The sequence below is a fragment of the Microbacterium sp. genome (assembly GCF_036566905.1).
Taxonomy (GTDB): Bacteria; Actinomycetota; Actinomycetes; order Actinomycetales; family Microbacteriaceae; genus Microbacterium.
In genome coordinates, this window is the sequence record NZ_DATCVK010000173.1 from 60,462 (window position 1) to 85,141 (window position 24,680).

At 68.3% G+C, this 24,680-nt stretch carries 26 protein-coding genes; 15 read left to right on the forward strand and 11 right to left on the reverse strand.

The genetic code is table 11. The features are described from left to right. Positions 1–15: 15 nt before the first annotated feature. Positions 16–1,224, reverse strand: a complete 1,209-nt coding sequence (locus VIP82_RS13945; RefSeq protein WP_331909597.1) for an ABC transporter substrate-binding protein — start codon at positions 1,222–1,224, stop codon at positions 16–18. Between the two features lie 234 nt (positions 1,225–1,458). Between VIP82_RS13945 and VIP82_RS13950 the strand changes: the two genes are divergently transcribed. Next, entirely contained in the window at positions 1,459–2,070 is a 612-nt protein-coding gene (locus tag VIP82_RS13950; RefSeq protein ID WP_331909599.1) for a TetR/AcrR family transcriptional regulator, read from the forward strand. Positions 2,071–2,075: 5 nt separating this feature from the next. Here VIP82_RS13950 and VIP82_RS13955 read toward each other — a convergent pair whose 3' ends face one another. After that, positions 2,076–2,828 (reverse strand): alpha/beta hydrolase, encoded by a 753-nt coding sequence (locus tag VIP82_RS13955; protein WP_331909601.1) that lies wholly within the window; start codon positions 2,826–2,828, stop codon positions 2,076–2,078. A 258-nt stretch (positions 2,829–3,086) separates the two neighbouring features. On the opposite strand from VIP82_RS13955, the gene VIP82_RS13960 reads away from it, so the two are divergent. From VIP82_RS13960 to VIP82_RS14015, 12 genes are read left to right on the forward strand one after another with little or no spacing between them, the layout of a single operon-like run. Then, on the forward strand, positions 3,087–3,326 hold the full coding sequence (locus VIP82_RS13960; RefSeq protein ID WP_331909603.1) for a hypothetical protein: 240 nt from the start codon (positions 3,087–3,089) through the stop codon (positions 3,324–3,326). Continuing rightward, positions 3,323–4,273, forward strand: coding sequence for a carbohydrate kinase family protein (locus tag VIP82_RS13965; RefSeq protein WP_331909605.1), 951 nt, complete (start codon positions 3,323–3,325; stop codon positions 4,271–4,273). The genes VIP82_RS13960 and VIP82_RS13965 overlap by 4 nt, the downstream gene beginning before the upstream one ends. Then, positions 4,270–5,214, forward strand: a complete 945-nt coding sequence (locus VIP82_RS13970; protein ID WP_331909607.1) for a phosphorylase family protein — start codon at positions 4,270–4,272, stop codon at positions 5,212–5,214. The genes VIP82_RS13965 and VIP82_RS13970 overlap by 4 nt, the downstream gene beginning before the upstream one ends. Further along, positions 5,211–5,969 (forward strand): type 1 periplasmic-binding domain-containing protein, encoded by a 759-nt coding sequence (locus VIP82_RS13975; RefSeq protein ID WP_331909609.1) that lies wholly within the window; start codon positions 5,211–5,213, stop codon positions 5,967–5,969. Before VIP82_RS13970 ends, VIP82_RS13975 begins: the two co-directional genes overlap by 4 nt. A 52-nt stretch (positions 5,970–6,021) precedes the next feature. Beyond that, on the forward strand, positions 6,022–7,134 hold the full coding sequence (locus tag VIP82_RS13980) for a class I SAM-dependent methyltransferase (RefSeq protein WP_331909611.1): 1,113 nt from the start codon (positions 6,022–6,024) through the stop codon (positions 7,132–7,134). Next, positions 7,131–8,252 carry a hypothetical protein gene (locus VIP82_RS13985; RefSeq protein WP_331909613.1) on the forward strand — a complete coding sequence of 374 codons (1,122 nt, stop codon included), beginning with the start codon at positions 7,131–7,133 and terminating at the stop codon, positions 8,250–8,252. The genes VIP82_RS13980 and VIP82_RS13985 overlap by 4 nt, the downstream gene beginning before the upstream one ends. Before the next feature lie 15 nt (positions 8,253–8,267). Next, positions 8,268–9,332 carry an ABC transporter substrate-binding protein gene (locus tag VIP82_RS13990; RefSeq protein ID WP_331909615.1) on the forward strand — a complete coding sequence of 355 codons (1,065 nt, stop codon included), beginning with the start codon at positions 8,268–8,270 and terminating at the stop codon, positions 9,330–9,332. A gap of 17 nt (positions 9,333–9,349) precedes the next feature. Further along, complete coding sequence (locus VIP82_RS13995) at positions 9,350–10,120, forward strand: ABC transporter ATP-binding protein (protein ID WP_331909617.1); 771 nt, start codon at positions 9,350–9,352, stop codon at positions 10,118–10,120. Next, positions 10,117–10,917 (forward strand): ABC transporter permease, encoded by an 801-nt coding sequence (locus VIP82_RS14000; protein ID WP_331909619.1) that lies wholly within the window; start codon positions 10,117–10,119, stop codon positions 10,915–10,917. Before VIP82_RS13995 ends, VIP82_RS14000 begins: the two co-directional genes overlap by 4 nt. Next, positions 10,914–11,711, forward strand: a complete 798-nt coding sequence (locus tag VIP82_RS14005; RefSeq protein WP_331909621.1) for an ABC transporter permease — start codon at positions 10,914–10,916, stop codon at positions 11,709–11,711. Before VIP82_RS14000 ends, VIP82_RS14005 begins: the two co-directional genes overlap by 4 nt. Beyond that, on the forward strand, positions 11,708–12,673 hold the full coding sequence (locus VIP82_RS14010) for a carbohydrate kinase family protein (RefSeq protein ID WP_331909623.1): 966 nt from the start codon (positions 11,708–11,710) through the stop codon (positions 12,671–12,673). Before VIP82_RS14005 ends, VIP82_RS14010 begins: the two co-directional genes overlap by 4 nt. A gap of 1 nt (position 12,674) precedes the next feature. Next, the gene (locus VIP82_RS14015) at positions 12,675–13,550 is read left to right on the forward strand and encodes a MurR/RpiR family transcriptional regulator (RefSeq protein ID WP_331909625.1); all 876 of its coding nucleotides are present in this window, start codon (positions 12,675–12,677) and stop codon (positions 13,548–13,550) included. An 82-nt stretch (positions 13,551–13,632) separates the two neighbouring features. Here VIP82_RS14015 and VIP82_RS14020 read toward each other — a convergent pair whose 3' ends face one another. From VIP82_RS14020 to VIP82_RS14035, 4 genes are all read right to left on the reverse strand, one after another. Further along, complete coding sequence (locus VIP82_RS14020) at positions 13,633–14,376, reverse strand: cysteine hydrolase family protein (protein ID WP_331909627.1); 744 nt, start codon at positions 14,374–14,376, stop codon at positions 13,633–13,635. A gap of 32 nt (positions 14,377–14,408) precedes the next feature. Continuing rightward, a complete protein-coding gene (locus tag VIP82_RS14025; protein WP_331909629.1) occupies positions 14,409–15,941 on the reverse strand; it encodes an AtzH-like domain-containing protein in 1,533 nt (510 codons plus the stop codon). Positions 15,942–15,959: 18 nt separating this feature from the next. Then, a complete protein-coding gene (locus VIP82_RS14030; protein ID WP_331909630.1) occupies positions 15,960–16,442 on the reverse strand; it encodes a cupin domain-containing protein in 483 nt (160 codons plus the stop codon). A 141-nt stretch (positions 16,443–16,583) separates the two neighbouring features. Continuing rightward, positions 16,584–17,309 (reverse strand): GntR family transcriptional regulator, encoded by a 726-nt coding sequence (locus VIP82_RS14035; protein WP_331909632.1) that lies wholly within the window; start codon positions 17,307–17,309, stop codon positions 16,584–16,586. A gap of 132 nt (positions 17,310–17,441) precedes the next feature. On the opposite strand from VIP82_RS14035, the gene VIP82_RS14040 reads away from it, so the two are divergent. Then, on the forward strand, positions 17,442–18,590 hold the full coding sequence (locus tag VIP82_RS14040) for a methylenetetrahydrofolate reductase C-terminal domain-containing protein (RefSeq protein ID WP_331909634.1): 1,149 nt from the start codon (positions 17,442–17,444) through the stop codon (positions 18,588–18,590). Beyond that, the gene (locus tag VIP82_RS14045) at positions 18,587–19,642 is read left to right on the forward strand and encodes a phosphotriesterase family protein (protein ID WP_331909636.1); all 1,056 of its coding nucleotides are present in this window, start codon (positions 18,587–18,589) and stop codon (positions 19,640–19,642) included. The genes VIP82_RS14040 and VIP82_RS14045 overlap by 4 nt, the downstream gene beginning before the upstream one ends. A gap of 121 nt (positions 19,643–19,763) precedes the next feature. On the opposite strand, the gene VIP82_RS14050 is transcribed toward VIP82_RS14045, so the two are convergent. The 5 genes from VIP82_RS14050 to VIP82_RS14070 all read right to left on the reverse strand — a co-directional run bounded on the left by VIP82_RS14050 (position 19,764) and on the right by VIP82_RS14070 (position 24,672). Further along, positions 19,764–21,098 (reverse strand): amidohydrolase family protein, encoded by a 1,335-nt coding sequence (locus tag VIP82_RS14050; RefSeq protein ID WP_331909638.1) that lies wholly within the window; start codon positions 21,096–21,098, stop codon positions 19,764–19,766. Positions 21,099–21,124: 26 nt separating this feature from the next. Next, on the reverse strand, positions 21,125–21,982 hold the full coding sequence (locus VIP82_RS14055) for an ABC transporter permease (protein WP_331909640.1): 858 nt from the start codon (positions 21,980–21,982) through the stop codon (positions 21,125–21,127). Beyond that, complete coding sequence (locus VIP82_RS14060; protein WP_331909642.1) at positions 21,982–22,767, reverse strand: ABC transporter ATP-binding protein; 786 nt, start codon at positions 22,765–22,767, stop codon at positions 21,982–21,984. Before VIP82_RS14060 ends, VIP82_RS14055 begins: the two co-directional genes overlap by 1 nt. 53 nt (positions 22,768–22,820) lie before the next feature. Then, positions 22,821–23,906 (reverse strand): ABC transporter substrate-binding protein, encoded by a 1,086-nt coding sequence (locus tag VIP82_RS14065; protein WP_331909644.1) that lies wholly within the window; start codon positions 23,904–23,906, stop codon positions 22,821–22,823. A gap of 223 nt (positions 23,907–24,129) precedes the next feature. Further along, positions 24,130–24,672, reverse strand: coding sequence for a site-specific integrase (locus VIP82_RS14070; protein WP_331909646.1), 543 nt, complete (start codon positions 24,670–24,672; stop codon positions 24,130–24,132). Positions 24,673–24,680 lie beyond the last annotated feature (8 nt).

Here is a 24,680-nt window from a genome sequence, read left to right on the forward strand (position 1 = left end):
AGCGTGCTCCTCTACTTACTGCTCGACAGCGACCAGGTAGTCAGCCTGAAGTCTCGCGACGTATTCCTGTGGTGTGACTTGGCCTGCGATGAGGAGGTCACCCTGCGGATCGAGTGTGGCGCTCGCCATGCCGGCGGTTGCATTCGCGAGGAAATCAACGATTCCGTCGTCCGCCGTGACGGCATCGAATGCCGCCACGGTTTCGGCGAACACCGTTCCGGGCTCGGTCGGCGGCACGGGCATGTCGGCACTCCCTCCACCCACGAGCCCGCCGACGCTGGCAAGTGTCTCTCGGGCGCTCTCGCCGTTCACCCAGTTGAGGAAGGCGGCTGCCTCGTTGGGGTGTTTCGCGTTCGCAGGAATCACCACCGCGTTCGGGGCGGCCATCGTTTGGTAGCCGTCCTCGAGCGCCGCCGGCGGCAGGAGGAAGAAGCTGAATGCACCAGGCGCGGTTGCGTCCAGTCCCGCGGCGAACCAGCTCCCGTTATGGAAGAACAGGCTCTCGCCGCTGGTGAAACGACCGAAATCCAGATTCGGGTCCGCTGAGCCGAAGTCACGGGGAAAGTAGCCCGCCTCCACCCAGCTCTGCACCTTTGCCGCGGCGTCGATCGTGTCCGCGGCGTCGATGCTCGCCCCAGGCTGATTGAAGACCCAAGACGAAATCGTCTCCGCGGCGCCCAATGACTGTGCGACCCCTTGGAACAGGTAACTCACGTTGCCGATGAGCGGGGTAATCCCCGCCGCGGACGCTTGTGCAAGCATCGATTCGAATTCCTCCAGGGTGGCGGGAGGTTCGTCAAACCCGAGGGCCTCGAACTTGTCCTTGTTGTAGTAGACCCCGACCAGCCCAAACCCGACGCCCATCGCGTAGAGCGAACCCTCGCCCCGGACTCGCCCGTCACCATCAATGGTCCACTGCTCGAGCTGGGACTTGGGGAACTCGTCCCATCCGTAAGCCTCCGAATACTCGTCCAGGTTCAGCAGCAGATCGTTCTTGACGGCGTCACCCGGAGCGGCGAGCCGAAGCAGATCCGGTGTGTGCTGCGCCGACAGGTACCGGGGGGCGTTCTGCTGCAGAGTAGCGAACGCCTCCGTTTCAAGCTCGACAGTCACCGAGGGGTTCTCCGATTCAAATCCCTCGGCGAGAGCTTCCCAAAGCGCCGATTGATCTTCATTCACTCTCGCGGTGATCGTTACAGGCGACGAACCGAGCTCGGTGCTCACCGGAACCGCTGTTTGGGCCGGAGTGGTTCCGCCCGGCGCGGCGCATCCTGCGAGGAGCACTGCGAGAAGGGATGCTGCGGCGGTGACGCGAAGTCCTCGATGCCTTCCGCCTGCATGGATGCTGTTGATGTTCGCCTCTCCTTTGAACCGGAGTCGCACCAAAGCTGACTCGCCAGTCAGTATCGCACAAAACTGACTGAACAGTAAACTGTTCGCACCACTCTTGGAGGATCGATGTCTACTACGCGCACGAAGGCCGGCGGCACGTACGCCAAGGGCCGTGCCAGCCGGGAGCGGCTGGTGGACGCGACCATGCGGTTGGTTGCTCGGAATGGCTCGAGAGGAACGACCCTGGCGCAGATCGCTGCCGAGGCGGGCGTCTCCCAAGCAGCTGTGATGTACCACTTCACATCGAAGGAAGAGCTTCTCAAGGCGGCTCTCGACCGTCGGGACGAACTCGAGCGTCCCGCCTATCGAGACGCCGGGATAGGGCTAGGGATCTTCGACGCCATCGCGGCAGCAGTCCATCAGTGGAGCTCGCGGCCGGATGCGGTCGGGATGCATTCGGTGCTGATAGCCGAAAACATCGGCAACGACGGCGCGCTCCGGCCGCGACTGCACTCGCACTATGAACGAACCATAGACGAGCTGACGAGAATCGTGGCTGTGGCGCAGGACGCAGGTGCGATTCGCCGCGAGATCGACCCGCGGCTCAAAGCGGTCGAGATCCTCGCCTTCATCAACGGACTGGAGACAGCCTGGCTGCTCAATCCCACAGCTCCGGTGGCCCAGGCAGCGACCCAGTGGGCCGCGAATCAAAAGATGGCGCTAGCTCAACGAGACTGAACGCGTTACGGCACGGGGAGCCATGCAACGACCTTCTCGATCTCGCGATCCCAGTAGTCCCACGTGTGAGCCCCTGGTCCGAACTCGACCCGAACGGGGACCTGCATCTCGTCCGCCACGCGCACAAACGTCTCGTTCTCGTGGAACAGCGGGTCATCGACCCCGCAGCAAACGTACAAAGCCGGAGCGTCCCGCGGGTCGGCGACGGACTGCAGCAGTGCCAAGACATCATCAGCACCGCCAACGATCGACCGGTTGTCAAAGATGCGATCCCAAAGACCTGCATCGAGGCTTCCTGGCCCGGGACGAGTGCGTGCGGCAAGCCCAAGCGCGCCAGACAGGCTTGCTGCTGCGGCAAAGCGCTCGGGATGCCTCAGCGCCCATTTCATCGCGCCATAGCCACCCATGGACAGGCCGGCCACGAAGGACCGGTCGCGGCTGGACGGGACGTCGAAGACAGACTCCACGACGCGAGGAAGCTCGTCAGAGAGAAAGCTCCAGTACGCACCACCGTGCACCTCGTCGCTGTAGTACGAGCGGTGCACCTGCGGCATCACAACAGCGAGCCCGCGAGCTGTGGCGTAACGCTCGATGCTTGTCTGGCGGACCCACATGGAGTCATCGTCACTCAGCCCGTGAAGCAGATAAAGAGTTCCGCGAGCCGCCACCCGCTCCGGGACGATGGCTGTCAGCGAAGTACTGAGTTCGAGGGCTTCGGACCGGAACGCGCAATGTAGGACGGCCACGTAGATCTCCAATACTGAGTAGGTAGTCAGTATCGATCCTAGTTGAATCTCCGAGCCCCTGTACACCTTTCACTGGCCGGCTGCAGTGGACGCCGCGCGCGGGACCGTTCGGGATGCGGCGAGCCGAGTCTGGTCGTCGCGCCAACCCGCTCCGTCGCAGATCAGCATCCATCTGACCGATGAAACATGTCCGTAACGACGCTGTCATACCAGATGCTCCAGTCGCTCCTAACGTGGACTCACGCTCAACCGGGACCGGAAGGACTCGAAATGTCCGACGTCGATTTACCGCTCGACACCATGGATCTGACGTTTCACCTCATCCATCCGTGGGACGCCGCGCGGCGGGCACGGCTCGCTGATTCGTCAGACGGATCGCACACCACGGTCCTCCTCGACAACGTCCAGATCATGGGGCACAAGGATGCCCGCATCACAGCCGTCTGCGCGTCGCGAAATCCCGGACGCACTAGCGCAGAGGTGCATCGACGGTTCGGGGTTGCCGCGTGAGCGCGGCATCAGCCGGCCGCATCACCGTGCTCTCGCGTGTCGTGCTGGACGAGATCGTGGAGGAGAGCACCACCAGAGTCGTGCTCGGCGGGTCGGGCTTCTGGGCGGCGTACGGTGCGGCGACGGTCTCGGACGGCGTCGCGCTGGCCTCGCGAGTCGGCACCGACTTCGCACCGTTCCTGCCGCAGTTCTCCGAGCTGGGCATCGGGACGATGGGACTGCTGCCTTCTGTGGATCCCACCTCGCGCACTCTGATCACGTACAGCGGCGATCAGGTGCGCCATGAGGAGTTCGTCGGCGGCTGGGACGCCCATCTGCGGATGCGAGCGTACCTGCCCGAGCTTCCACGCGTCATGCGGGAGGCATCGGCGCTGTACGTGTTCCGCGATCTTCCGCCTGGATTCTGGGGGCCGGTTCTCGAGCACGTCGCAGGCGGAGCCACGCTGATGTGGGAGATTCCCGGCGCCGTCTGCGCGGCACCGTTGAGCGACGAAGCCCGGATCGTGCTGCGCGCGACGTCCATCCTGTCGATCAACCGCGAAGAGGCGGCCGATCTGGTGGGGGACGGAGACGAGCGCGCGACCCTCGAGCGGCTCCTGGCGCTCGGGCCGCGCAGTGTCATACTCCGGCTGGGCAGTCGCGGGTCGATCGTGTCGGACGGGCACCGAGTCGTGGCGGCGAGCGTTGCGAGAGCGGCGACGGTCAAGGACCCTACCGGTGCCGGCAACGCATACTCGGGGGCCTTCCTCGCAGCGACGATGTCGGGCAGTGATCTTGCTGAGTCCGCGCGCACCGCCACGGCGGTCGCCGCCACCGCCATCGCACGGGTCGGTGCCCCGAGCGATCGCGAGTCTGCGAGGGCAGAGACGCGACGGCTCGCCGACTCGGTGACCGTGACCGAACTGGCTCCCATCACCGCAATCGCGGGAGAGGCGATGAACCGATGAGCGGATACCACGAGCCCACGTGGGCCGACGAGCGCGACAGCAGACTACTCGCCGAGGTGCGCGATCGCGCATGGGCGGGGTACGCGTATGCCGATGCGCTCCCCCGGCTTGGGCTCAGCGCTGCCGGCGTGCCGGCGCTCACAGGCATCCATCCCGATCGGGTTGGGCGATATGTCGTGCTGACCGTCCGCGACCCGCTCGCCGGCCATGCCGGGCGCTCCCACGCCGAGACCCTCGCGTCCGCGTTCGGTCCCGCCGAACCGGCCGGCTCTAGCAGCCTCTTCGATGCCTGGACGGCTCCGCTCGGCGATGAGCGAGTGACGGTCATCTCCACCGGCAGCGGTTCCCCGGAGTTGGAGCTGGTGCTGGTCGAGCTCATGCAGCACACCCCGGCGGATGTGCTCATCTACTTCGGCACCGCGGCAGGCCTGCACCCCTACGTGCATCCCGGGCACGTCGTGGTGGCGACCGGCGTAGTTCGGGGGGAGGCGACGACGCGGGCCTATATCGACTCGTCCTTCCCGGCGGCGCCGCACCACGACGTGGTCAGCGCCCTCCTTGCTGGCGCCCGCGACGAGTCGGTCGCCGCGGTGACCGGCATCACGAGGTCCACCGACTCGGACATCCTCGGCAACGGGCGGCCATCCGTCGGCGGCTACTTCCAGCCTGAGCTGCGCGACACGATCGACTACTGGGTACGCGCGGGAGTGCTCTGCAACGAGCGCGAGTCCTCTGCGGTGGTGACGCTGGGATCGCTTTTCGGACGCCGCACCGGCGTGGTGCTCGCGGTCACCGACAACTACCCCAACGGCCGCCCGCTCATCATCGGCGCCGGCGTCGCGGACGCCACGCGCACTCTGGTCGCGGGTATGCGCGAGCTCGAACAGCAGGATCGCGAGCGGCCGCGTGCCCGTGAGACCGGATGGCGGGCCGGCGCATGAGTCCCGACGTCGTCGTGCTGCTACCGGCCGCGCCCGGCGGCGCCGACCCGTGGATCGACGGGGCTACCGAAGCCGCGCGGCGGTTGGCCGGCCTGGGGATGACCGTCGATGTCCGCGTCGGCTTTCCGGAACGTTTGCCTGCCGCCGGGGTGACGGTGTGTCACGGCGTGCAGTACGAACCGCTGCTCGCCGGCGGTGCGGCTGCCCCGGTCATCGTGAGCGATCTGCTCAGCACCCGTGCGGCCGGCCCGGTGACGATGATCGACTGGTGCTGGGCACACGCCGCCGCCGACGCGGCGCGGTTCGCCGCCGAGAGCGGATTCCGTCGACTGGGATTCGTCGCCGGACCACCAGTGCCGACGCAGCGTCGAGTGGTCGCCGAGTTCGCCGACGCCGCCGCCGCGCCCCTCAGCGTCGTCCATCTGCCGGCGTTCGACGACGTCGACGCGGGGCGCGCAGCCGGGGCACTGCTGACGGATGAGTTCGGATGCGACCTCGTCGCCCATGCTGCCGACGCAGGTGGCGTCGCGGCCACGAGGATCGCACGCAGTCGAGGCGCGACGACATTCGGGTTCCTCTCCCCTGACCCCGACGACGACGGCTGGATCGGCAGTGACATCGCGGGTGCGCTGACCGCCCTCGCCACGCGGGCGCTCGCCGGCGAGCGGCTGCCGCAGCGGTTCGATGCGGACCTGGCATCGGGCTTCGGGGGCTTCCAGCGCCGCCCCGATTTCGGCGACGTTACTTCGGTGTAAAATTCCGTCCTTGAGCGTCTCGATTGGCATTTCACACCATACTGTCGATCCCATGAGCCAGAGCACAGTCGGAGTCGACGCCAACAGGGCGGCGCACGACCACATCGTCCGCGTGATCAATGAGGGCTGGCTCGCGCTCATCCTCTCGTTCGGTGAGCGGCTGGGCCTGAGCGCGGCTCTCGCCGAACTCGGCCGCGCGGACGTCGCCCGGCTGTCCGCGCAGACAGGTGTCGGCCACCGGTACGTCGAGGACTGGCTGTGGGCGATGGCCGCCGCCGGCATCGTGGACAGCGAGCGCGATGCCGACGGCGCCGACCGCTTCTTCCTCGCCCCGGGATACGCCGACGCCGTCACGTCGAGCGGCGGCACGGGCAACTGGGGGCGCATCGCCGAGCAGCTCGTCGCGATGGCGTCGTTGGAGGACGAGCTGGTCCGGGCCGCGCGGTCGACCGGCGGGCTCCCGGCATCCGTCTACGAAGGGCGGATCGTCGACGTGCTGGCCGTCGAGAGCGGTCCGATTCTCGAGGCAAGCCTGATCGACGAGGTGGTGCCCCTGCTGGGCGTGCACGATCGGCTGGATCGCGGCGGCCTGGTCCTTGATGCGGGGTGCGGGTCGGGCGAGGCGCTCGCGATCCTCGCTGCGCACTACCCCCGGTCCCGGTTTGTCGGCGTCGACCAGTCCGCGGATGCGATCGCGTCCGCTCGCGCCCGAACGCTTCGCCTCGGACTGGACAACATCGATCTGTACGTCGCCGACTTGGAGGACGAGTGGCCGGTGGGAGTGGCGGCGACCGAGTTCGACCTCGTCCTGGCCGTCAACGTCGCCCACGACCTGTCCGACCCGCACCTCTTCTTCCGCACCGTGCGAGACCTACTCGCCGATGGCGGCGTGTTCGGCCTTGTGGAACTCGGCTTCGACACCGACATGCGCGTGAACATCCAGCACCCCCACGCCATCGGCGTGCTCGCCTTCGGGCTCTATCACTGCCTCCCGCTCGCACAAAGGCGGGCCGGCATCGCTCCGGGCGGCATGTGGGGCAGTCGCACCTACGTCGACGCCCTGGGCACTGCCGGATTCACGGACATCGTTCTGACGCACGCCCCCTCCGACCCGACCAACGACCTCATCATCGCCCGCAACACAGGATCGAACACCGCATCATGAGCACCGCCTCTCCCGTCACCGCCCCCACCAGCTCCTACGAGACCTATCTCGTCATGCCGTACGTCGACGAGCTCCACCAACTCGAGGCCACATATGCGCAGGCCATGACACACGACGTGGGAACGCTCGCAGCCTGGCTCCGCACGCAGGCGTCGAAGCCGCTCGCGACCTTCGGCGCCGGCGGGTCCCTCGCCATCGCCGAGATGGCCGCCGTCCTCCACCAGCGTGCGACCGGTCGCCTGGCACGCAGCGGCGAGCCGATGGACCTCTACTTCCTCGACGAGACCACCACCGACACCGCCGTGCTGCTGGTCACCGCATCGGGAGGGCACAGCGACTCGCTCTTCGCTTGCAGACTTCTCCCGGACGTGCCCACTGATTCGGCCGTGCTGTGCGGGGCGCTCGACTCGGAGGGACAGCGCCTGCTGGCGGGCACCGACGTCGAGGTCTTCGCCTACCCGATGCTGCCGAAGGTGCACGGCTGGGTCGCCGTCAACTCGATCCTGGCGCAGGCCGTGGTCCTCGCACGCGCGTACGGCGAGGCCTTCCCCGAGCAGATCGGTGCACTGCCGCCCACCCTGTGGCCGCTGCTGCCCGACCCGGAAGGAGTGGATGCCTCGCTCGACCTCCTAACCGCGACGCTCGCGGGGGTGCTCGCCAAGCCGGCCCTCGTGCTGCTTCACGGCCCGGACACCCGCACTGCCCAGCGCGACTTGGACTCCAAGTTCGCCGAGTCTGGACTGGGTGAACTTGCCGCCTCCGAGTACCGCAACTTCGCGCACGGGCGCTACCAGGCGCTTCTGCCCCGCGAGTCGGAATTCGGGATCCTCGGCATCGCCTCCGCGCGCGAGTCCGCCGTGGCCGCTGCGACGTTCGCCGAACTGCCGGACGAGCTCCCCCATCGCCTGATCGCCATCCCCGGCGACTCTGCCGCCGCCGAGCAGGTCGCGTGCGTGCTCAATGTGCTGTTTGTGTGCGGCGCCCTCGAGCGCGTCCGCGGCACAGCGGTCGGATGGGGCAGCCGGAACACGTTCGGCGACACGCTCTACGAATTCGACCTCACCCCGATCTTCCGCCCGCACGGACCCTCCGCCACCGTTCCACTCCCACCCCGATAGGAAGGACGCTCCACCATGCACAGCACCAGAACCCGGTTCCGCCGAGGACTCATCGCCCTTGGCGTCGTCACCTTCGCCGCCGCCTCGCTCGCCGCTTGCGCCGCGGACGACTCCGGTTCGGCAGCCGCCGACGAGCTCACCTCCGTCGGGCTCCAGACCAACTGGATCCTCAATTCGACATGGGCGGGCAGCTACACCGCCGACGAGGAGGGCTACTTCGAGGATGCCGGCCTCGACGTGGACATCCTCACGGGTGGCCCCAACGTGGACTTCATGGCCGCGCTCAGCTCGGGCCAGGCGCTCGCTGCGTTCGCCGGATTCACCGAGCCGGCCACCCTCAACCAGGATGGCGGCGACTTCGTCGTCGTCGGCACGCTGTACCAGGCGAGCCCGCTCGCCTTCATCTCCGCCGCCGAGGATGGGATCACCGAACCAGCCGATCTCGAAGGCAAGCGCGTCGGGGTGTCGACCACCGCGATGTCGGTGTGGGAGCAGTTCTCGTCGGTGGCGGGCATCGACACCAGCACCGTCGAGCTCGTGCCGATCACCACGGGGCCGGAGGCGCTCGTCGCCGGGGACATCGACGCCTACCTCGGCTTCAGCACCGAGGGACCGGCGCTGCTGGAGTCGCTCGACATCGAGCCCGAGTGGTTCCTGCTTCAGGACTACGGCTACGGCTACTACGTGAACGTCTACACCGTGCGCGCCGCGGACCTCGAGGACGACACGAAGCGGGAGCAGATCAAGGCTCTCCTCAAGGCTGACCTCGAAGGACAGCTCGCGATGATCGAGGACCCGGCCGCCGCCGCACAGCTCACCGTCGACCTCCACGGCCAGGAACTCGGTCTCGACTACGACACCGAGCTGTTCACCGCGGAGAGCGCGTCGCAGCTGTTCTACTCGCCGACCACGGAGGAGCACGGCATCGGTTACATGGGCGGCGACGAGATGACCGTCGCGATGGAGACCCTGAACATGATCCTCGGCACCGACATGCCGCTGGACGGCAGCGGCTACGTCGACATGTCGCTGCTCGACGAGATCCGGGCCGAAGACCCCGGCTTCGGCATCCTTCCCTGACCAGGAGCTTCACCCTCGTGGAATCACGCACAACGATCTCGGTGGAGAATGTCTCCAAGACGTTCTCCACCGAGAGCGGTCCCGTACATGCACTCGACGACATCTCGGTGGAGGTGCCGGAGGGAGGATTCGTCTCGCTCGTCGGTCCCAGCGGGTCCGGCAAGTCCACCCTGCTGCGCATGATGGGAGCGCTCGATACGCCGAGCATCGGCGCGATCTCGCTCGGCGGCCTCTCGCCGGCGGACCGCGTCGGACGCCATGAGCTCGGCATGGCATTCCAGGACAGCGCCCTGCTGCCGTGGCGATCGGTCGAGAGCAACATCGCCTTCGCACGGCAGATGGCGCGATTGCCCAAGGACCCGGACTACGTGCGCGAGCTCGTGCAGCTGGTCGGGCTCGCGGGATTCGAGCGGGCTCGGCCGGCGCAGCTGTCTGGTGGCATGCGGCAGCGCGTCTCGATCGCCCGGGCGCTCGTGACGCGGCCTCGAGTGCTGCTGCTCGACGAGCCGTTCGGCGCGCTCGACGAGCTGCTCCGCGAGAACCTCAACTTCGAACTGCAGCGCATCTGGATGCACGAACGGATCACGACCGTGATGGTCACGCACTCGGTGGTCGAAGCTGTGCTGCTCAGCGATGCCATCGTCGTGATGAGCGCGCGCCCGGGTCGAGTGCACGCGGTCGTGGACGTGCCGTTCGCACGGCCGCGCCGACGGGAGCTGCTCGACTCGGACGAGTTCTTCCACATCTGCCGACGCGTCAGCGACGCACTGCGGGCGGAGACGCCGTGACGACCGCGACCACAACCACGGCTACGGCCACGACCCGGGCGTCGCGTTCGCGGCTGCCCCGCCGCCTGCCCGCCGTCCTCGCCTTCGCCGCATTCCTCCTCGCGTGGACGGCCTACGCCGCCGTCGCACCCGGCGGCGGCCGCCTGCTCCCGACCCCCCTCGCCGTGATCGAGCAGCTCGTCGTCGACGGCGCAATGATCATGGGCGCACTCAGCGTGACCTTGGTGTCGGCCCTGCAAGGCCTCCTTTACGGCACCCTCGTCGCCTTCGCAGGGTGCGTGATCGTCGTGTCGGTGCCGTTCCTCCGCCGGGCCACAACCCGTCAGCTGACGATCGTGTACTGCATCCCGCTCGCCGCCATCGCCCCGCTGCTCTTCCTGCTGCTGCCCCTTCCTGGGCCCCACGTCGCACTCGCCGCGATCGCCGTCGTGTTCCCCGTCTACATATCGCTCGTCCAGGGGCTCACGGCCTCGCACGCCCAGTGGGAAGATCTCGCCAACGTGGTCGGCGGCGGGCGGATCGCGTACTTCTTCCGCGTGCAGGTGCCGGCATCGACCCCGAACCTTCTGGTGGCGGCTCGCATCGCAGGCCCCACCGCCGTGCTCGGCACGACCCTCGCGGAGTACTTCGGGGGTACCCGCGGAGTCGGGGTGCTGATGATCAACAGCATGGCGCAGGTCAACGCACCGCGGGCGTACGCGCTCGGACTCGTCATCACGCTGCTGAGCGTGGTCGTCTATCTCCTGGTGGACGCCGTGGAGCGCTTGCTGCCGTGGACCGCGGAGCTCGGGTCATGACGGCCCGCACCCGCCCCCTGCGCAAGTTCGCGGCGGAAGTCGGCGCCGGACTGGCCCCGGTGGTGGTCCTGCTGGTGCTCTGGCAGGTCGCATATTGGGCGATTCCCGCGAACACGTTCCTCCGCAGCCCCATGGAGGCGCTGGCCTTCCTCGCCGACCCGGCCCACCTCGGCGACGTGCTCCAGGCGGCCGCAGGCACGCTTCTGATGCTCGGCGTCGGCTACGTGATCTCGCTCGTCGTCGCCCTCGCTCTCGCGTGCCTGGTGACGGCGAGCGACGTGCTCGACCGGGCGCTCTCGCCCCTCGCCCTCGCCCTCGGCGTGGTGCCGGTCGTCGTGATCACGCCGGTCGTCATCCTCCTGCTCGGCCGCACGCCGGCGACGAGCATCGCCGTGTGCGTCATGATCACGTTCTTCTCGAGCTTCGTCAGCCTCACGGCAGGTATGCGCTCGGCATCACGCGCGTCGCTCGACCTGGCAGCGGTGCTCGGCGCGGGTGCACTCCGCACGGTCATCGGCGTGCGGTTGCCGTCGGCGGTCCCGAGCCTGCTGTCGGCGACGAAGCTCGCATTGCCCGCCGCCCTGAGCGGCGTCATCCTCACCGAGTACATCGCCACAGGAGCGGGAATCGGAACGTTCATCAACCACGCGCGGGCCAACTACCACTACATCGATATGTGGGCCGGCATCCTCGTGATCGTCGTCGCCTCGACATTCGTCTACGTGCTGATCGGCGCGCTCGAGGCGTCGCTGGGTGATCGGTTCGCGCCGCGTCGGGCGAGGGCCACGTCATGAAGACTCGGCCGAAGGTGGTCGTCGTCGGAACGACATCTCTCGACTTCGTCGCAGCGAGCGATGACGCGCCCACGGCGCGGACCGCGGCCGGAAACTCCGGGTCGAACATCGCCGTGCGCCTTGCCGCACTCGGCTGGGACGCGCACTTGGTCGCCCTCGTCGGAGAGGACACGCTCGGCTCCCTGGTCCGTGCGGACCTCGAATCGTGGGGAGTCGACGTCACCGGTGTGGTCTCGCGCGACGGCTATCGCACCCCGCGTGTGTTCCACGTCGCCTCCGACTCCGGCTCCCACTTCTTGTTCGAGTGCCCACGCTGCCACCGGCCGCGTGGTCACACGCTCGACCTGCCTCACCCCGAGGAGATCTCCGCGGCGACCTGGGGGGCCATCGAGGATGCCGATGCGGTCGTCGTGGACATCGCTCAGCCGCTCGCGATCGAGGCGGCGCGACGCACGCGCGCGGGGCTCGTCTGGTACGAGCAGAGTCTCGCGGAGGCATCCCCCGCGCAGATGCGGGAGATGACGGCGTCCGCACACGTGGTGAAGGTGTCGTCGGACGACGTGGACCACTACCGCCCATCGGAGCAGGTGGACGGACCGCACCTGCGACTGGTGTCTCGCGGCGCCGACGGCGTCGAGGCGTACTGCCGCGCCGACGGTGGCTGGGTCTCGTCCGGGCGAAAGCGCGGCCCCGCCCCCCGCTCGGTCGTCGACACGATCGGCGCGGGCGATGCGTTCACCGCGCACGCGGTGAACGGCATGGTGGGCGGAGCGCCGCGCGATGAATGGCTCAGAGACGCTCTGACGGCGGGCGCCCGTGCATGCGAAGTCGTCGGCGCGCGCGGCGATATGATCGACTCCGCCAGAGCCCGCGAGGCTCGGGTGTCGCCAGTCGTCGCGTTCCAGTGCGCAGTGTGCGATGCCGAGGACGCCACCGCGCTCGGACCGTCTGCGAAAGGGTGACATGCCACGGGTGAAGTTCGAGGAGTCGGCTGCCGTTCCGTCCGCGCTCGGGCGCATCCGCTCCCGCTTGCCGTCTCTGTCGCCGAGCGAGACGCGGATCGCGGAGTTCGTACTCGCGAATCCCGCCGAGGTCATCCACATGTCGGTCGCCGAGGTGGCCGAGCGCGCCGGATCGGCGGAATCCACGGCGGTGCGATTCTGCCGCCGGGTCGGGTTCACGGGCTTCCAGGACCTCAAGATCCAGCTCGCGCGCGACACCACGTCGCTTTCGCACTACGCGTATGACGACGTCGAGCCCACCGATGCTCCCGGCGACGTTCTGCTCAAGGTGATGGGGTTCTCCTCGCGCGTCATCCAGGACGCCGCGAGCAGCATCGATGCCGCCGTGTTCGACGACACCGTAGCGATGATGTCGGCCGCGTCGGAGATCCTGATCATCGGCTACGGCACCTCGCAGAACGTAGCCTTGAGCGCCCGCGATCAGCTGACGTCGATCGGGCTGAAGGTCGCCGTACCCGAAGACGCCAACCACAAGCACCTTGCCGCACGCACTGCGGCGCACGATTCGTGCGCGCTGCTCATCAGCCACACCGGCGCGACACGTGACACCATCCGCTGCGCGGAGGCGCTGCACGCTCGCGGCGTGCCCACGGCGGCCCTCACCAGCACTCCGCAGTCGCGGCTCACGACCGTCGTCGACCGCTCGCTGGTGGCGGGAGGGCATTCGATGTCGTTCCGGTTCGAGGCGCTGTCGGGCCGGCTTGTGCACCTCGCGGTCATCGACGCGCTGTATCTCGCGCTGGCGCTGCGCGACCCGGTCCGGGCCCGCGCTGCGCTCGACGTCTACTTCGAGGCCGATTCGTCCTGGCGGCTCTGAGCGTCGCCAGCCCAGGCGAGCCCGTGGGGTCGGTCGTGTGCGCCGTCGATCGGGCCGAACCCCGGCTGCAGCACGTCAACGGTCATGACGACGAGAGTGCAGTCTCGAGCTGCGCCGGGGTGGTCGTGAACCCGAAGCACTGGCGCACGTTGTAGACGGTCGCGTCGAGGCAGAAGGCGGGCGAAGTCGTCGCGCTCGCCTCCTCCACGAGCACGACGTCGTAGCCGAGGCATGCCGCGTCGGTGAGTGTCGCGAGGACGCACTGGTCGGCGTTCACCCCGGCGAACAGGATCGTGTCGACGCGCAGGGAGCGCAGGATCGAGTCGAGGGCAGTGTCGAAGAAGCCGCTCATCCGGTACTTCGAGACATGGATGTCGGTCGGTTCGACGTCCAATCCGTCGACGATCTCCGCACCCCAGCTGCCCGCGACGAGCACGGCGTCGCTCGAGCCGACGCGGTCGCCGATGCCTCCCCCGGTGCCATCGGCGTCGTACACGTGCAGCACGTTCGGCGGCAGATTCGCCACGTCGGCACGGTTGCCCCAATTGAGCCAGATCACCGAGACGCCGCCGTCGCGCAGGCGTGGCAGCAGCCGCCGCAACGGGTCGACGGCGGCCGCGGCCATCGCGACGTCGACGCCGATCGCGTCGAGCCAGCCTCCGGGCGTGCAGAAGTCGTTCTGCATGTCGACGACGATGACCGCTGTGCGCTCGAGGTCGATGGTGAGGTCTTGCGGGAGCGCACCGAGCGACGTCGCGCGCACCGTCGGCGCGCCCGTTGTGTCGACGTGCGCCGCGGCGAGGGACCATCTGCGGAGCGAGGCCATCGGGATTCCTTTCGGGGAGCGGAAGTCGGATGTCAGCGGGCCGAGGAGGCTCGCTGGGCGATGTCGACGAGGTCGAGATCGCGGCCGCGACCGCCGATCACGCACACCCCCACCGACGGGTCGCCGGGCGAGGGAAACGCGACGGCGGGCAGGCCCGCGATCGGCGCGAGGCAGCAGAGCCGCAGTGTGTTCGCGCGGTGCGCGTCGATCTCCTCCGCGGTCGCGTTCAGCGCCGGCGGGGCCGAGGCGGTGGTCGGCAGAACGAGCACGCGATCGGCGACGACGTCACGCAGAACGGATGCTGCGCGCCCCGTCACCGCGCGTGCAGCCTCGGCTTCGGCAGCGCTCACGCCCGCGGCCAACGCGAACCGTGCGGCGACATCGCCATCGAGAGTTCCGGGGTGCGCGATGATCCACGCTCCGTGCTGCGCCCACGCCTCGAACGCCTGCACTGTCCGGAACGCCGCGAAGGCCTCGTCGAGGTCGAGTTCGAGTTCGAGCTCGAGCTCGAGACTGTCGGCATCGAGCGCGCGCGCCGAGGCCTCGGCCGCGGCACGCCCGGCCTGATCCGACAGAGCGTTGAGCGAGCTCACCGTCACCGCACGGCTGAAGGCGCGTGACTCGGCCGGAAGCATCGCGGCGGTCACCCGTCGCAGCGTGTCGGCGTCTCGGGTGATCCATCCGGCCGCGTCGAACGTGGGGGCGAGCGGCAGCACGCCGTCCAGCGGCACGGCCCCGTGGGTGGCGCGCAGCCCCCACAGGCCCTGGTAGGCGCTGGGCACGCGGATCGACCCCGCGGTATCGGTGCCGAGCGCGACCGAGGCCCACCCGAGCGCGACGGCGGTCGTGCCGCCGCTCGTCGACCCGCCCGGCAGCGCGTGCGGCGCGAGCGGATTGAGCGGCACGCCGTATTGGCGGTTGGCCCCGGCGATGCTGTACGCGAACTGGTCGGTCTGCGCGATTCCCACCACATCGGCACCGCGCTGCAGCAGTGCCTCCACGGCCGCGGCGTTACGCGGTTCGGGCGTCGCCTCGCGCACGAACGACGGCACTCCCCCGCCCAGTCGCTGTCCTTCGACGGCGTAGACGTCTTTCACTGCGACCGTGAGGCCCGTCAGTGCTCCCTCCCGCGGCGCGGGCACGAGCGGTGCTCCCACCACGCGCCACACGGCGCGGTCGAGGGGCGCCGCCGGAGCGTTTACATGCGCTGCAGTGACGCGCCAGCACCCCTCGCTCCACCGCCACAGCTGCGTCTGCAATCCTGGCGCGCCGGTCGACGACCGCACGCTAGCCATGATCAACGCCTCGTTCGCGCCAGCCGGCACGACGTGCACGCTGCTCACGGTGCGCGTCGGCACTGTCGTGCGCGCATGCCGGAAGCGCGAGATCTCGTCATGACCGACGGCGAGGGTGATGCCGTCCCCGCGCGCCGTGTCGGCACCGGGCGCGAAGAGCGCGTCGAGTGCGGCGACGTCGTTCGTGAGCAGCGCGCGGTCGTACTCCCAGAACGCGTCGAGCAGACCGGGGTACGTCGTGAGCTCTCCCGTGGGGGCGTGCAGAGTCATGGGCTGCGGCGCCGAACGTCAGGACGTGTAGCCGCTGATGGTGGCCGCGTGGGCGCCGATCACGGCGAGGTCGGCGTCGTCGAGGGGCACGCTCACCCCGGACGTGACGAGCGCGTGGAACCCGGGCATCGTCGACTCCTCGGGCTGCGAGCCGAGGTCGTTGGCCATCACCGTGATCGCATACAGGCGGTCGGTGTCCGAGGCGTTCTCGATGTGATGCACCGAACCGACGGGCAGCACGAGCACGTCACCCGCGCGCACCTCGACGCTGTGCTCGTCGCTCTGGGCGATGCCCTCGCCCTGCAGGAAGACGAAGATCTCGACGGAGTCGGGATGGGAGTTGTCGGGCTGGCATCCCTTTGGGTCCCAGATCTCGACGAAAACGCTCGTGGGCGAGCCGTCGATGGGTCCGGTGAGCGGTACGAGCCGCACGGTGTCGGACTCCGTGATGCGGTAGGCGGGCAGGTCGGCGATGCTCTTGAGAAGGGGCTGATCGGCCATGGGTGCTCCAGACGTGAATCGGTACGCGTGCCGAGTGCGCGGCGTATGGCTGGCAACGGTACTGGCGTGATCAGACAGCGACGTAACAGACATGTTTCGTCGGCGTATCGCATGCTCCGACACGGAGCGGAAGCGACTCGCTCAGCGCTGGCGCACGTGGGCAGGTGCGCGACGCACCATGCCGTACTCGGGGCCGCGTGAGGTGTGGAGCTCGTAGGCGCGGAAGAGCCGGTCGCCGTGCAGCGACACCCCGACGAGGGTGATCGCGAGCAGCGGTTCGCGATCGCCAACGGAGAGAAGTTCCTGATCGGAGGCGGAGGGCAGCACCGGCCGCAGCGATGCCGACTCCCACTCCACCACCGCGCCGCGCAGCCGATCGACGATGTCGAACACCGAGTAGTCGTCCGGAAAGTCGACGTCGTCGCGACGCCGGGCGGGCACCACGTCTTCGGCGAGGATGAGTGGCTCGCCGTCGGCGCACCAGCGCTTGACGACGCGGAAGCACGACGCACCCTCCTCGAGCTGGAGGTCGTGCGCTTCATCGGCCGTGAGCGTCGACCACTCCCCCGACACCACGTCGACGCTCACGTCCAGGCCGGACTCGGTCAGGCGTGCGGTGAGTTCGTAGCTCTGGTCGATGCGGAACGGGATCGACAGGGCGCTCACGTTGGGGAACGTGCCCTGGTGTGCGCGGCGCGCGATGAGTCCGTCTGCCTCCATGCGCACAAGGGCTTCGCGCACCATGGGCCTACTCGCCCCGAGGGCGGTCGCCAATTCCAACTCGGTGGGAAGCGGCATCCGCTTTTGCGCGGAGTCGTGCCAGATCTGCTGCAGGCGCTCGTCGATGGAACCCGCGTCGGATGGCATGTGCCGATTCTATGTAGCGCCCGCGGGCGAATCGGGCCGGTTTTGTAACCAGAGCCGTTGAGCTACGAAACATGTCTGTTACAGCGCAGTCTTACTGTCGCTAGCACGACGGCGAGAGGATCGAGGATGTCGATGAGCGTGACCACGTATATGGACGTGTGCCCGAAGGCGATGAAGATCGGGCCGTGCGGCGGCGTTTTCGCGAACAACGGCTGCGAGGTCGAACCCGGTGTGGGCTGCTTCTTCCTCGATCCAGCGCGGCGCGAGCAGATCCAGGCCGACGAGCGCGCGCTGCTACCGCTCGCACTTGCAGGCGAGACGTTCGCGCCGGTGAGCCGGCTGAAGCGCGTGCTGGACTCCGGGAAGTTCACTTTCATCGCCGAGGTCAACGGCGCCGACAGCGCCGATGCGACCGACTTCGTCAATGCCGCCCGCGTGGTGGCGAGCGTTGCCGACATCGTCTCGATCACCGACCATTCGGGCGCGAACGTGCACATGGGCAACATCGCCGCCGTCGCCCACCTGCGGGCTGCGGACATCGACATCATGCCGACATTCGCGTGCCGTGACCGCAATCGCATGGCACTGCAGGGCGACCTGTTGGGCGCGGCGAGCCTCGGCGTGCAGAACGCGCTGCTCGTCACCGGAAACCATGTGCGCGTCGGCGACTCCCCCAATGCCACTCCGGTGTTCGATGTCGACAGCCCCCGCTTGCTCGCCATCGCCGACCGGCTGCGCCGCAAGGGCGAGTACGACAACGGGCGCAAGGTGGAGGTTAAGCCCGATCTTTACCTCGGCAGCGTCGCGCACCCGTTCGCGCCGCCCTATGAGGACCGGCCGCGCCAGGTCCTGCGCAAGGTGCGCGCGGGCGCCGACTTCATCATCTCGCAGCACATCTTCGACCTGCCGCGCTGGCGCGAGTTCCTCGCAGAGGTCAACGTGCTCCGCGCCGACGCAGCCCCATTCCACCTACTCGGCGGCGTCGCGATTCTGCCCGACGAGCCCACGGCGCGCGCGATCAACGCGGGGCTGCGCGGCTTCTCCATCCCCGAAGCGCTCTTCACCCGTCTGCGCCAGGCCACTGACCCGCAAGACGAGGGCCTCGAGATCGCCGCCGAGACGCTGCGTGAACTGATCGATGCCGAAGGCGTTGCGGGATGTCTCCTCGCCCCGGTCACAGGGCGACAGAATGCCCTCGTGGCCTCGATCGAGCAGCAAGAACTCATCCTGGAAGTACGCCGGCGTGCCGGCATCCCCGTCGAAAGGAGCGCGGCCGCATGACGTCGACCGTGATGACCGTCACCGGCCCCTTGCCGGTCGACCGGATGGGCATGACGCTGCCCCACGAGCACCTCATCGCCAACGCGAACGGGCAGTGGGCCTACCCCGACGACCCGGCGCAGCTCGCGCACTACACACAGCCCTACGAGGCCCGCCTGCACGGCCGGGTGCAGCTGGAGCCGTTCTCGTATCGATCGGCCATGCAGCAACTCGACCTCGACGTCGCTCGCGAGGAGCTCGACGGCTTCCGCGCGGCCGGCGGCGGCACGGTCGTCGACATGGGAATCCCCGGTTACGGGCGCGATCCTCTCGCATTGCGCGCACTGTCGGACCTCACCGGGGTGCCGATCGTGATGGGATGCGGCGAGTACGTCGAGCCCGCCCACTCGCCGTACGTCAAGTACGCGTCGGCCGAGGTGGTGCGCGACGTCATCCTCGATGAGATCCGCGACGGCGTCGGAAGGTCGGGGGTGCGCCCGGGTGTGATCGGCGAGATCGGCACGGGCAACCCGCCGACCGAGCAGGAGACGAAGGTCGTGCGCGGCGCCGCCCTCGCGCAGGTCGCGAGCGGCCTGGCGCTCAACCTCCACCGCACCATCTATCCCGACGCACTGGCGACCCTGCCGTTGGTCGACGAGGTGCTGGGCTGGGGAGTCGACCCCCGCAAGCTCATCGTGAGCCATTGCGACGAACGCCCCGAGCCCGAGTTCGCATTCGAGCTGGCGCGCCGCGGTTGCTGGGTCGAGCTCGACACGTTCGGCATGGAGCAGTGGGCCACGTCTGCCCGACGTGGCGACGACTACCCGCTGCGCGCGTTCGATCATCACCGCGTCGACATGCTCGTGGCACTCCTCGACGCCGGCTTCGCCGACCAGATCCTGCTCAGTCACGACATCGCGATGAAACCGCAGTTCACCCATTACGGGGGCTGGGGACTCACCCATCTCGGCGCGAACATCCGCCCCCGCCTGGCCGCACGCGGTGTGACCGACGAGGTGTTCACGCAACTGACGGTCGCGAATCCCGCGGTCGCCCTGGGTAGCGCCGGCTGAGCCGATCACCGCGACGGCGCCGCCCCGGTCAACCGACCGGGGCGGCGCCGTCGTTCATCGCAGGATGCTGCGAACGTCCGCGACGTCGTCGCTCAGGATGGCGTCACGCCAGCGCCTTCAACTAAGGGGCGAACCGCCGGTGCGCCTGCCGCGATGCGTCGGCAGCGAGGGGCGAGGTCGCGATGCCCTCGTGCGAGGCGAGTTCGCCGCCGACGTACACCGAGCGCAGGTTGCGCTGGCCGACGGACAGCACGTACGACGCGAGCGGGTCTCGGAGCGGCCCGAGGTCGGGCTGCCGCGGGTCGACGATGACGAAGTCGGCGTATTTGCCGGGCTCTAGCGAGCCGACGCGGTCGTCGACGCCAATGATCTCGGCGGCGCCGAGCGTCTGCATGCGCAGCACGTCGCTCACCGACAACGCGGTCGATCGCGTGCTTGCGCGGTGCTGGTAGAGGCCGAACCGCATGTTCTGCCACGGATCGGAGAGATCGGAGCACGCCTGATCGTCGAGGCCGAGTCCGACGCGGATGCCGCTAGCCCGCAATCGCGTGATGTCGGCGGTTCCCGACCCGAGGCGGCCGTTGGCGACCGGCTGCCACGAGACGGCGCATCCGGCCCGCGCGCAGGCGTCGACGATGTGGTCTGTGGGGTGCACGAAGTGGCCGAAGATCATGCCGGAACCGAGCGCCCCGGCACGCTCGTACCAGGCGAACTTCTCCCATTGCGCTTCGATCTGCTCGCGAGTCTCGAGCAAGTGCGCCTGATTGACGATGCCGAAGTGGCGCATCGCCTCGACCTCGACGTCCGCGAGCTGCTCGTCGCGCGCCCACTGTGCGGCGCCGTAGACCGCAGCATCCAACAGGTATCGCCGGTCGCCGCCCCGGATGTGGGCGACGGCGTCGGCGAAGTCCTTCCATGCCTGGTCACGATCCGCGTCGACGCCCTCGAGCTTCACGGCCATCACACCGCGGATGCCCGCGTCGGCGTGGGCATCGACCTGCCGATGCACATAGGCCGGTGGCCGCAGGGCGGGTTCGGTGGCGTCGTCGCGCATCGACACCCAGGGTCGGCGCGAGTCGATGAAGTCGAATACCGTCGTCACGCCGCTGTTGAGGCTGTCGAAGGCGCCGTGAGCGGCAGCCCAGTAGACATCTTCGGCATCGGCGTCGGCGCTGACCGAGTACATCGCGTCAGCCCAGCCGTACAGCGGCTCGTCGGCGCCGAGCCCGCGTGCGACGCTCGTGAACAGGTGGCTGTGCGACGACACGAACCCGGGCCCGACGTACGCTCCCGCGACATCGAGCACCTCGGTCTCGGCGTCGGCCACGGGTGGACGACCGGCACCGGTGTCGACGATCACCCCGTCCTCCGCCAGGAGCCAACCCCCGGGTCGCACACGGGGTTGGTTGGTCACATCGACGAGGAGGGCATCGGTGACGAGTAGTCGGCGGGTCATGGTCCTCCGTCGGGCGGGTCGCGGTGTCAGTCTTCGGGTGTGGCCGACTCGTGCCAGCGGTGAAGCACGAGCCACTCGATGAACGAGATGACACCGAACAGCACCAGCGCGACGACACTGGCGAGCACCACCGACGCGAACAGCTCGGGCGTGCGCAGCTGGTTCGCGAACCGGGTGATCGCGTATCCGAGACCACCGGCCCCGCCACCCACGCCCGCAGCGAACTCGCCGACGATCGCGCCGATCGCCGCCGAGCTGGCCGCGATCTTCAGGCCGGTCATGATCTGCGGCAGCGCGCCCGGCACACGGAGCGAGAAGAGCTGCACCCGGGGCGGCGCGCCGGCCATCCGATACAGCTGAAGAAGGTTGCGGTCCGTCGACTTGAGCCCCTGCAGGGTGTTGGCGGCCACAGGGAACACCGCGATCATCGCGGCGACGAGCATGTTGGTCGCCGCGCCCGCGCCGAACCACACGACGAGGATCGGGGCGACGGCGATGATCGGCACCGTCTGCAGGATCACGAGGTATGGGTAGAAGCCCAGCTCCATCGTTTTGAACCGGGCCATGACCAGTGCGGCACCGAAGCCGCTCACCGCGGCGATCGCGAAGCCTGCGTAGGCCTCGTATGCGGTGACCAGCGTCGGCTCCAGCAGGACGGGGGCGCTCTCGATCAGCGCGTTCAGCACGTCGAGCGGACCGGGCACGAGGTAAGGCGGCACGCCGGTGATCGTCACCCCGATCTGCCACAACGCGAGGGCGATCGCCGCGAACGCCACGGGGATGACGATGCGGCGCGCGGTGGAGGTGTCACCCGAATGCTTGCGGGCAGCGGTCTCGGGTTCGGTGGCGACAGTTTCGGGTGCGGAGAGAGTCGAGGACGACATCACGCCTCCTTATGAGCTGTGGCGAGGAGGCCCGAGATCTCGGCCTCGAGGTCCGCGAGCGCCGAGGTGTCGCGAGCGGCGTCGGCAGAGGGCGGACTGGGCGAGTCGATGATGCGAACGATGCGGCCGGGGTGTGCCGCCATGACGACGACACGGTGCGACAGGTACACCGCCTCGTGGATGGAGTGCGTGATGAAGAGTGCGCTGAAGTCGTTGCCGCGCCACAGGTCGAGCAGCACGTCGGCCATGCGGGCGCGGGTGAACTCGTCGAGAGCCGCGAACGGCTCGTCGAGGAACATGATGTCGGGGGAGCTCGTGATCGCGCGGGCGAGCGAGACGCGCATCTTCATTCCGCCCGAAAGCTGCCGGGGCAGGGATGACGCGACCGACGAGAGCCCCACCGTCTCGAGCGCGTCGGCGGCAGCAGCGCGACGCTGCGCCTTGGGCATCTTCTTGAGTTTCGCGACGAGCTCGGCATTGCTCTGTACCGAGCGCCAGGGAAGCAGCGTCGGATCCTGGAACACGTACGCCTGTTCTCTCGCTGTGCTCACGAGTTCGCCACGGCTGACGTCGGTGAGACCAGCGGCCATGCGCAGCACGGTGGTCTTGCCGCATCCAGACGGGCCGACGATCGACACGATCTCGCCGCGCTGAACGCTGAGACTCACCGGCGTGATGGCGTGAAAGCCGTTGCGGAACACCTTCTCGACGTTGCGGAACTCGAGGACGGGCGCGGCAGCGGCGCTAACGGGGGCGGCGGGCGGGTGGCTGGGAGCGAGAGACATGGCGGTCCTTTCGGGGGCAGTCGGGGAGGCCGTCGGACGGCCTCCCCGACGATTCAGAACTGGATCTCGTCGAAAGATCCCTCGGGGGCGGCCGGTACTTCCTCCAGCGGCGCAATGTCGGGCGTGACGGTGAGGTCAGCCACGTCCGTGACGGCGACGTCGGGGTCGTCGAGCATCCCGAGTGTGTTCAGCTGGTCGATGAGCGTCTGCCAGCGCTCTTCGGTCATCGCGCCGATCTTGTCGGCGCCCTCGGCCGTCAACACGTAGTCACGCTGCGCGTCCCATTCGAACCAGAGGAGCTCGGGATCGAGCTGATCGTCGACCTCGCTTATGAGGTAGTCGTTGATCTGCGTGGCGATGTCGACGTCCCCCATGTAGTCGCGCCATCCCTCGTTGCTGGCCTCGACGAAGGCCTCGACCACCTCACGGTTCTCAGCGAGGTAGTCCTGCGTGACGTAGGTGACGGTGTTGTAGGGGTTGAAGCCTGCCTCCGAGAACGGCAGGAAGGTCACGGCGAGGTCGCCCTCCTTGTGCGCGACGTATGGCTCGTTGGGTGCGATCCCTTGCTGCACGAGGTTGGGGTCGCGGATGAAGTTCGCCAGGCTGCCGGTGTACTGCATCGACTCGAAGTCGATGCCGTACTCATGCTTGACCCACTCGGGTCCCAGCACGCCGGCCGAGTTCACCCACGTCATGCCGTCCGTCTCTTCGAACGACGTGATGCCGGTGTCGGAGTGCACCATCATCCCGGTGATGCTCTCCTGAATGATCGCGTTGACCGCGACCAGCGGGATGCCCTCGTCCTGGGCTTGCACGATTTCGTTGGCTCCGGATCCGGTGATCCCGAACTGTGCGCGCCCTGAAGCGACGAGCTGCGTGCCCGACACCTGCGGTCCGCCGGGCTCGATGGTGACGTTGAGGCCCGCTTCTTCGTAGTAGCCGAGTTGCTGCGCGGTGTAGAAACCACCGCTCTCGGCGTTGGGGAACCAGCCGAGCACGACGGTGACATCGGTGAGTTCGTCGGAGTCGCCGCCGCCGGAGGCGGCTGTGCTGCTCTGGGATGCGCAGGAAGTAAGGGCAAGAGCGGATACGGCCAATACCGCCAGCGCAACGGAGGAGGCCTTCATTCGGTGGATCACGAGACGGCTCTTTTCGCTAGGATGTGACGGCGCGGGACGTCTCTCGCACCTGCTGCGGGTGATGTCGGCGCCGACAGTGCGACAGTAAAACAGCGCTGTAACGCGAAACCGCTCGTACTGTTTCTCGCTCGTGAAGATGTCCGCGACCCGGGCGCGGGCTCCGGAATAGCGTCAAAGCGCCCGGCGCTGAACGCCGGGCGGCGGGACCAGCGCGAGCCTCGCCTCAGCGGGCGATAGCGGCGCTCCGAGCCGCGTTCAAGGAAACCGACACCGTGTCGAGGTCGTCGTCGAACAGGTCGGCATTGACGTCGAGCGTCATCGCAGCGGACGCGTGTCCGAGCATTCGCTGCACCGCCTTCACGTTCGCGCCCGAGCTGATCGCGAGCGAGGCCGCCGTGTGCCGCAGGTCATGGATCGTCATGCGCTCGAGCGCCGCCTCTTCCAGCGCAGTCTTGAACCACGACCGCGAGTACTCGGATGAGCGGGGCCGCCCGAAGTAGTCGTCGCCATCATGGAACAGCAGCTGGTTGCGCGTCTTGCCCGCGCACAGCTCTGCGATCGCGTCGTCGAGGAACTCCGGGTACGGCACCGACCGCCGCTCGTGCGTCTTGGGCGTCCCGACGTGGATGTCGGCGCCGACGCGCACGGCGTTCTCGTTCACCGCGAGACGCCGGCGGACGGCATCCACATCCCGCACGCGGAGTGCGGTCAGCTCGCGTCCACTGGCCGCGGTCCGCTCGTAGACGCCGAGACCGCGCGGTCGCACCTCCGGCT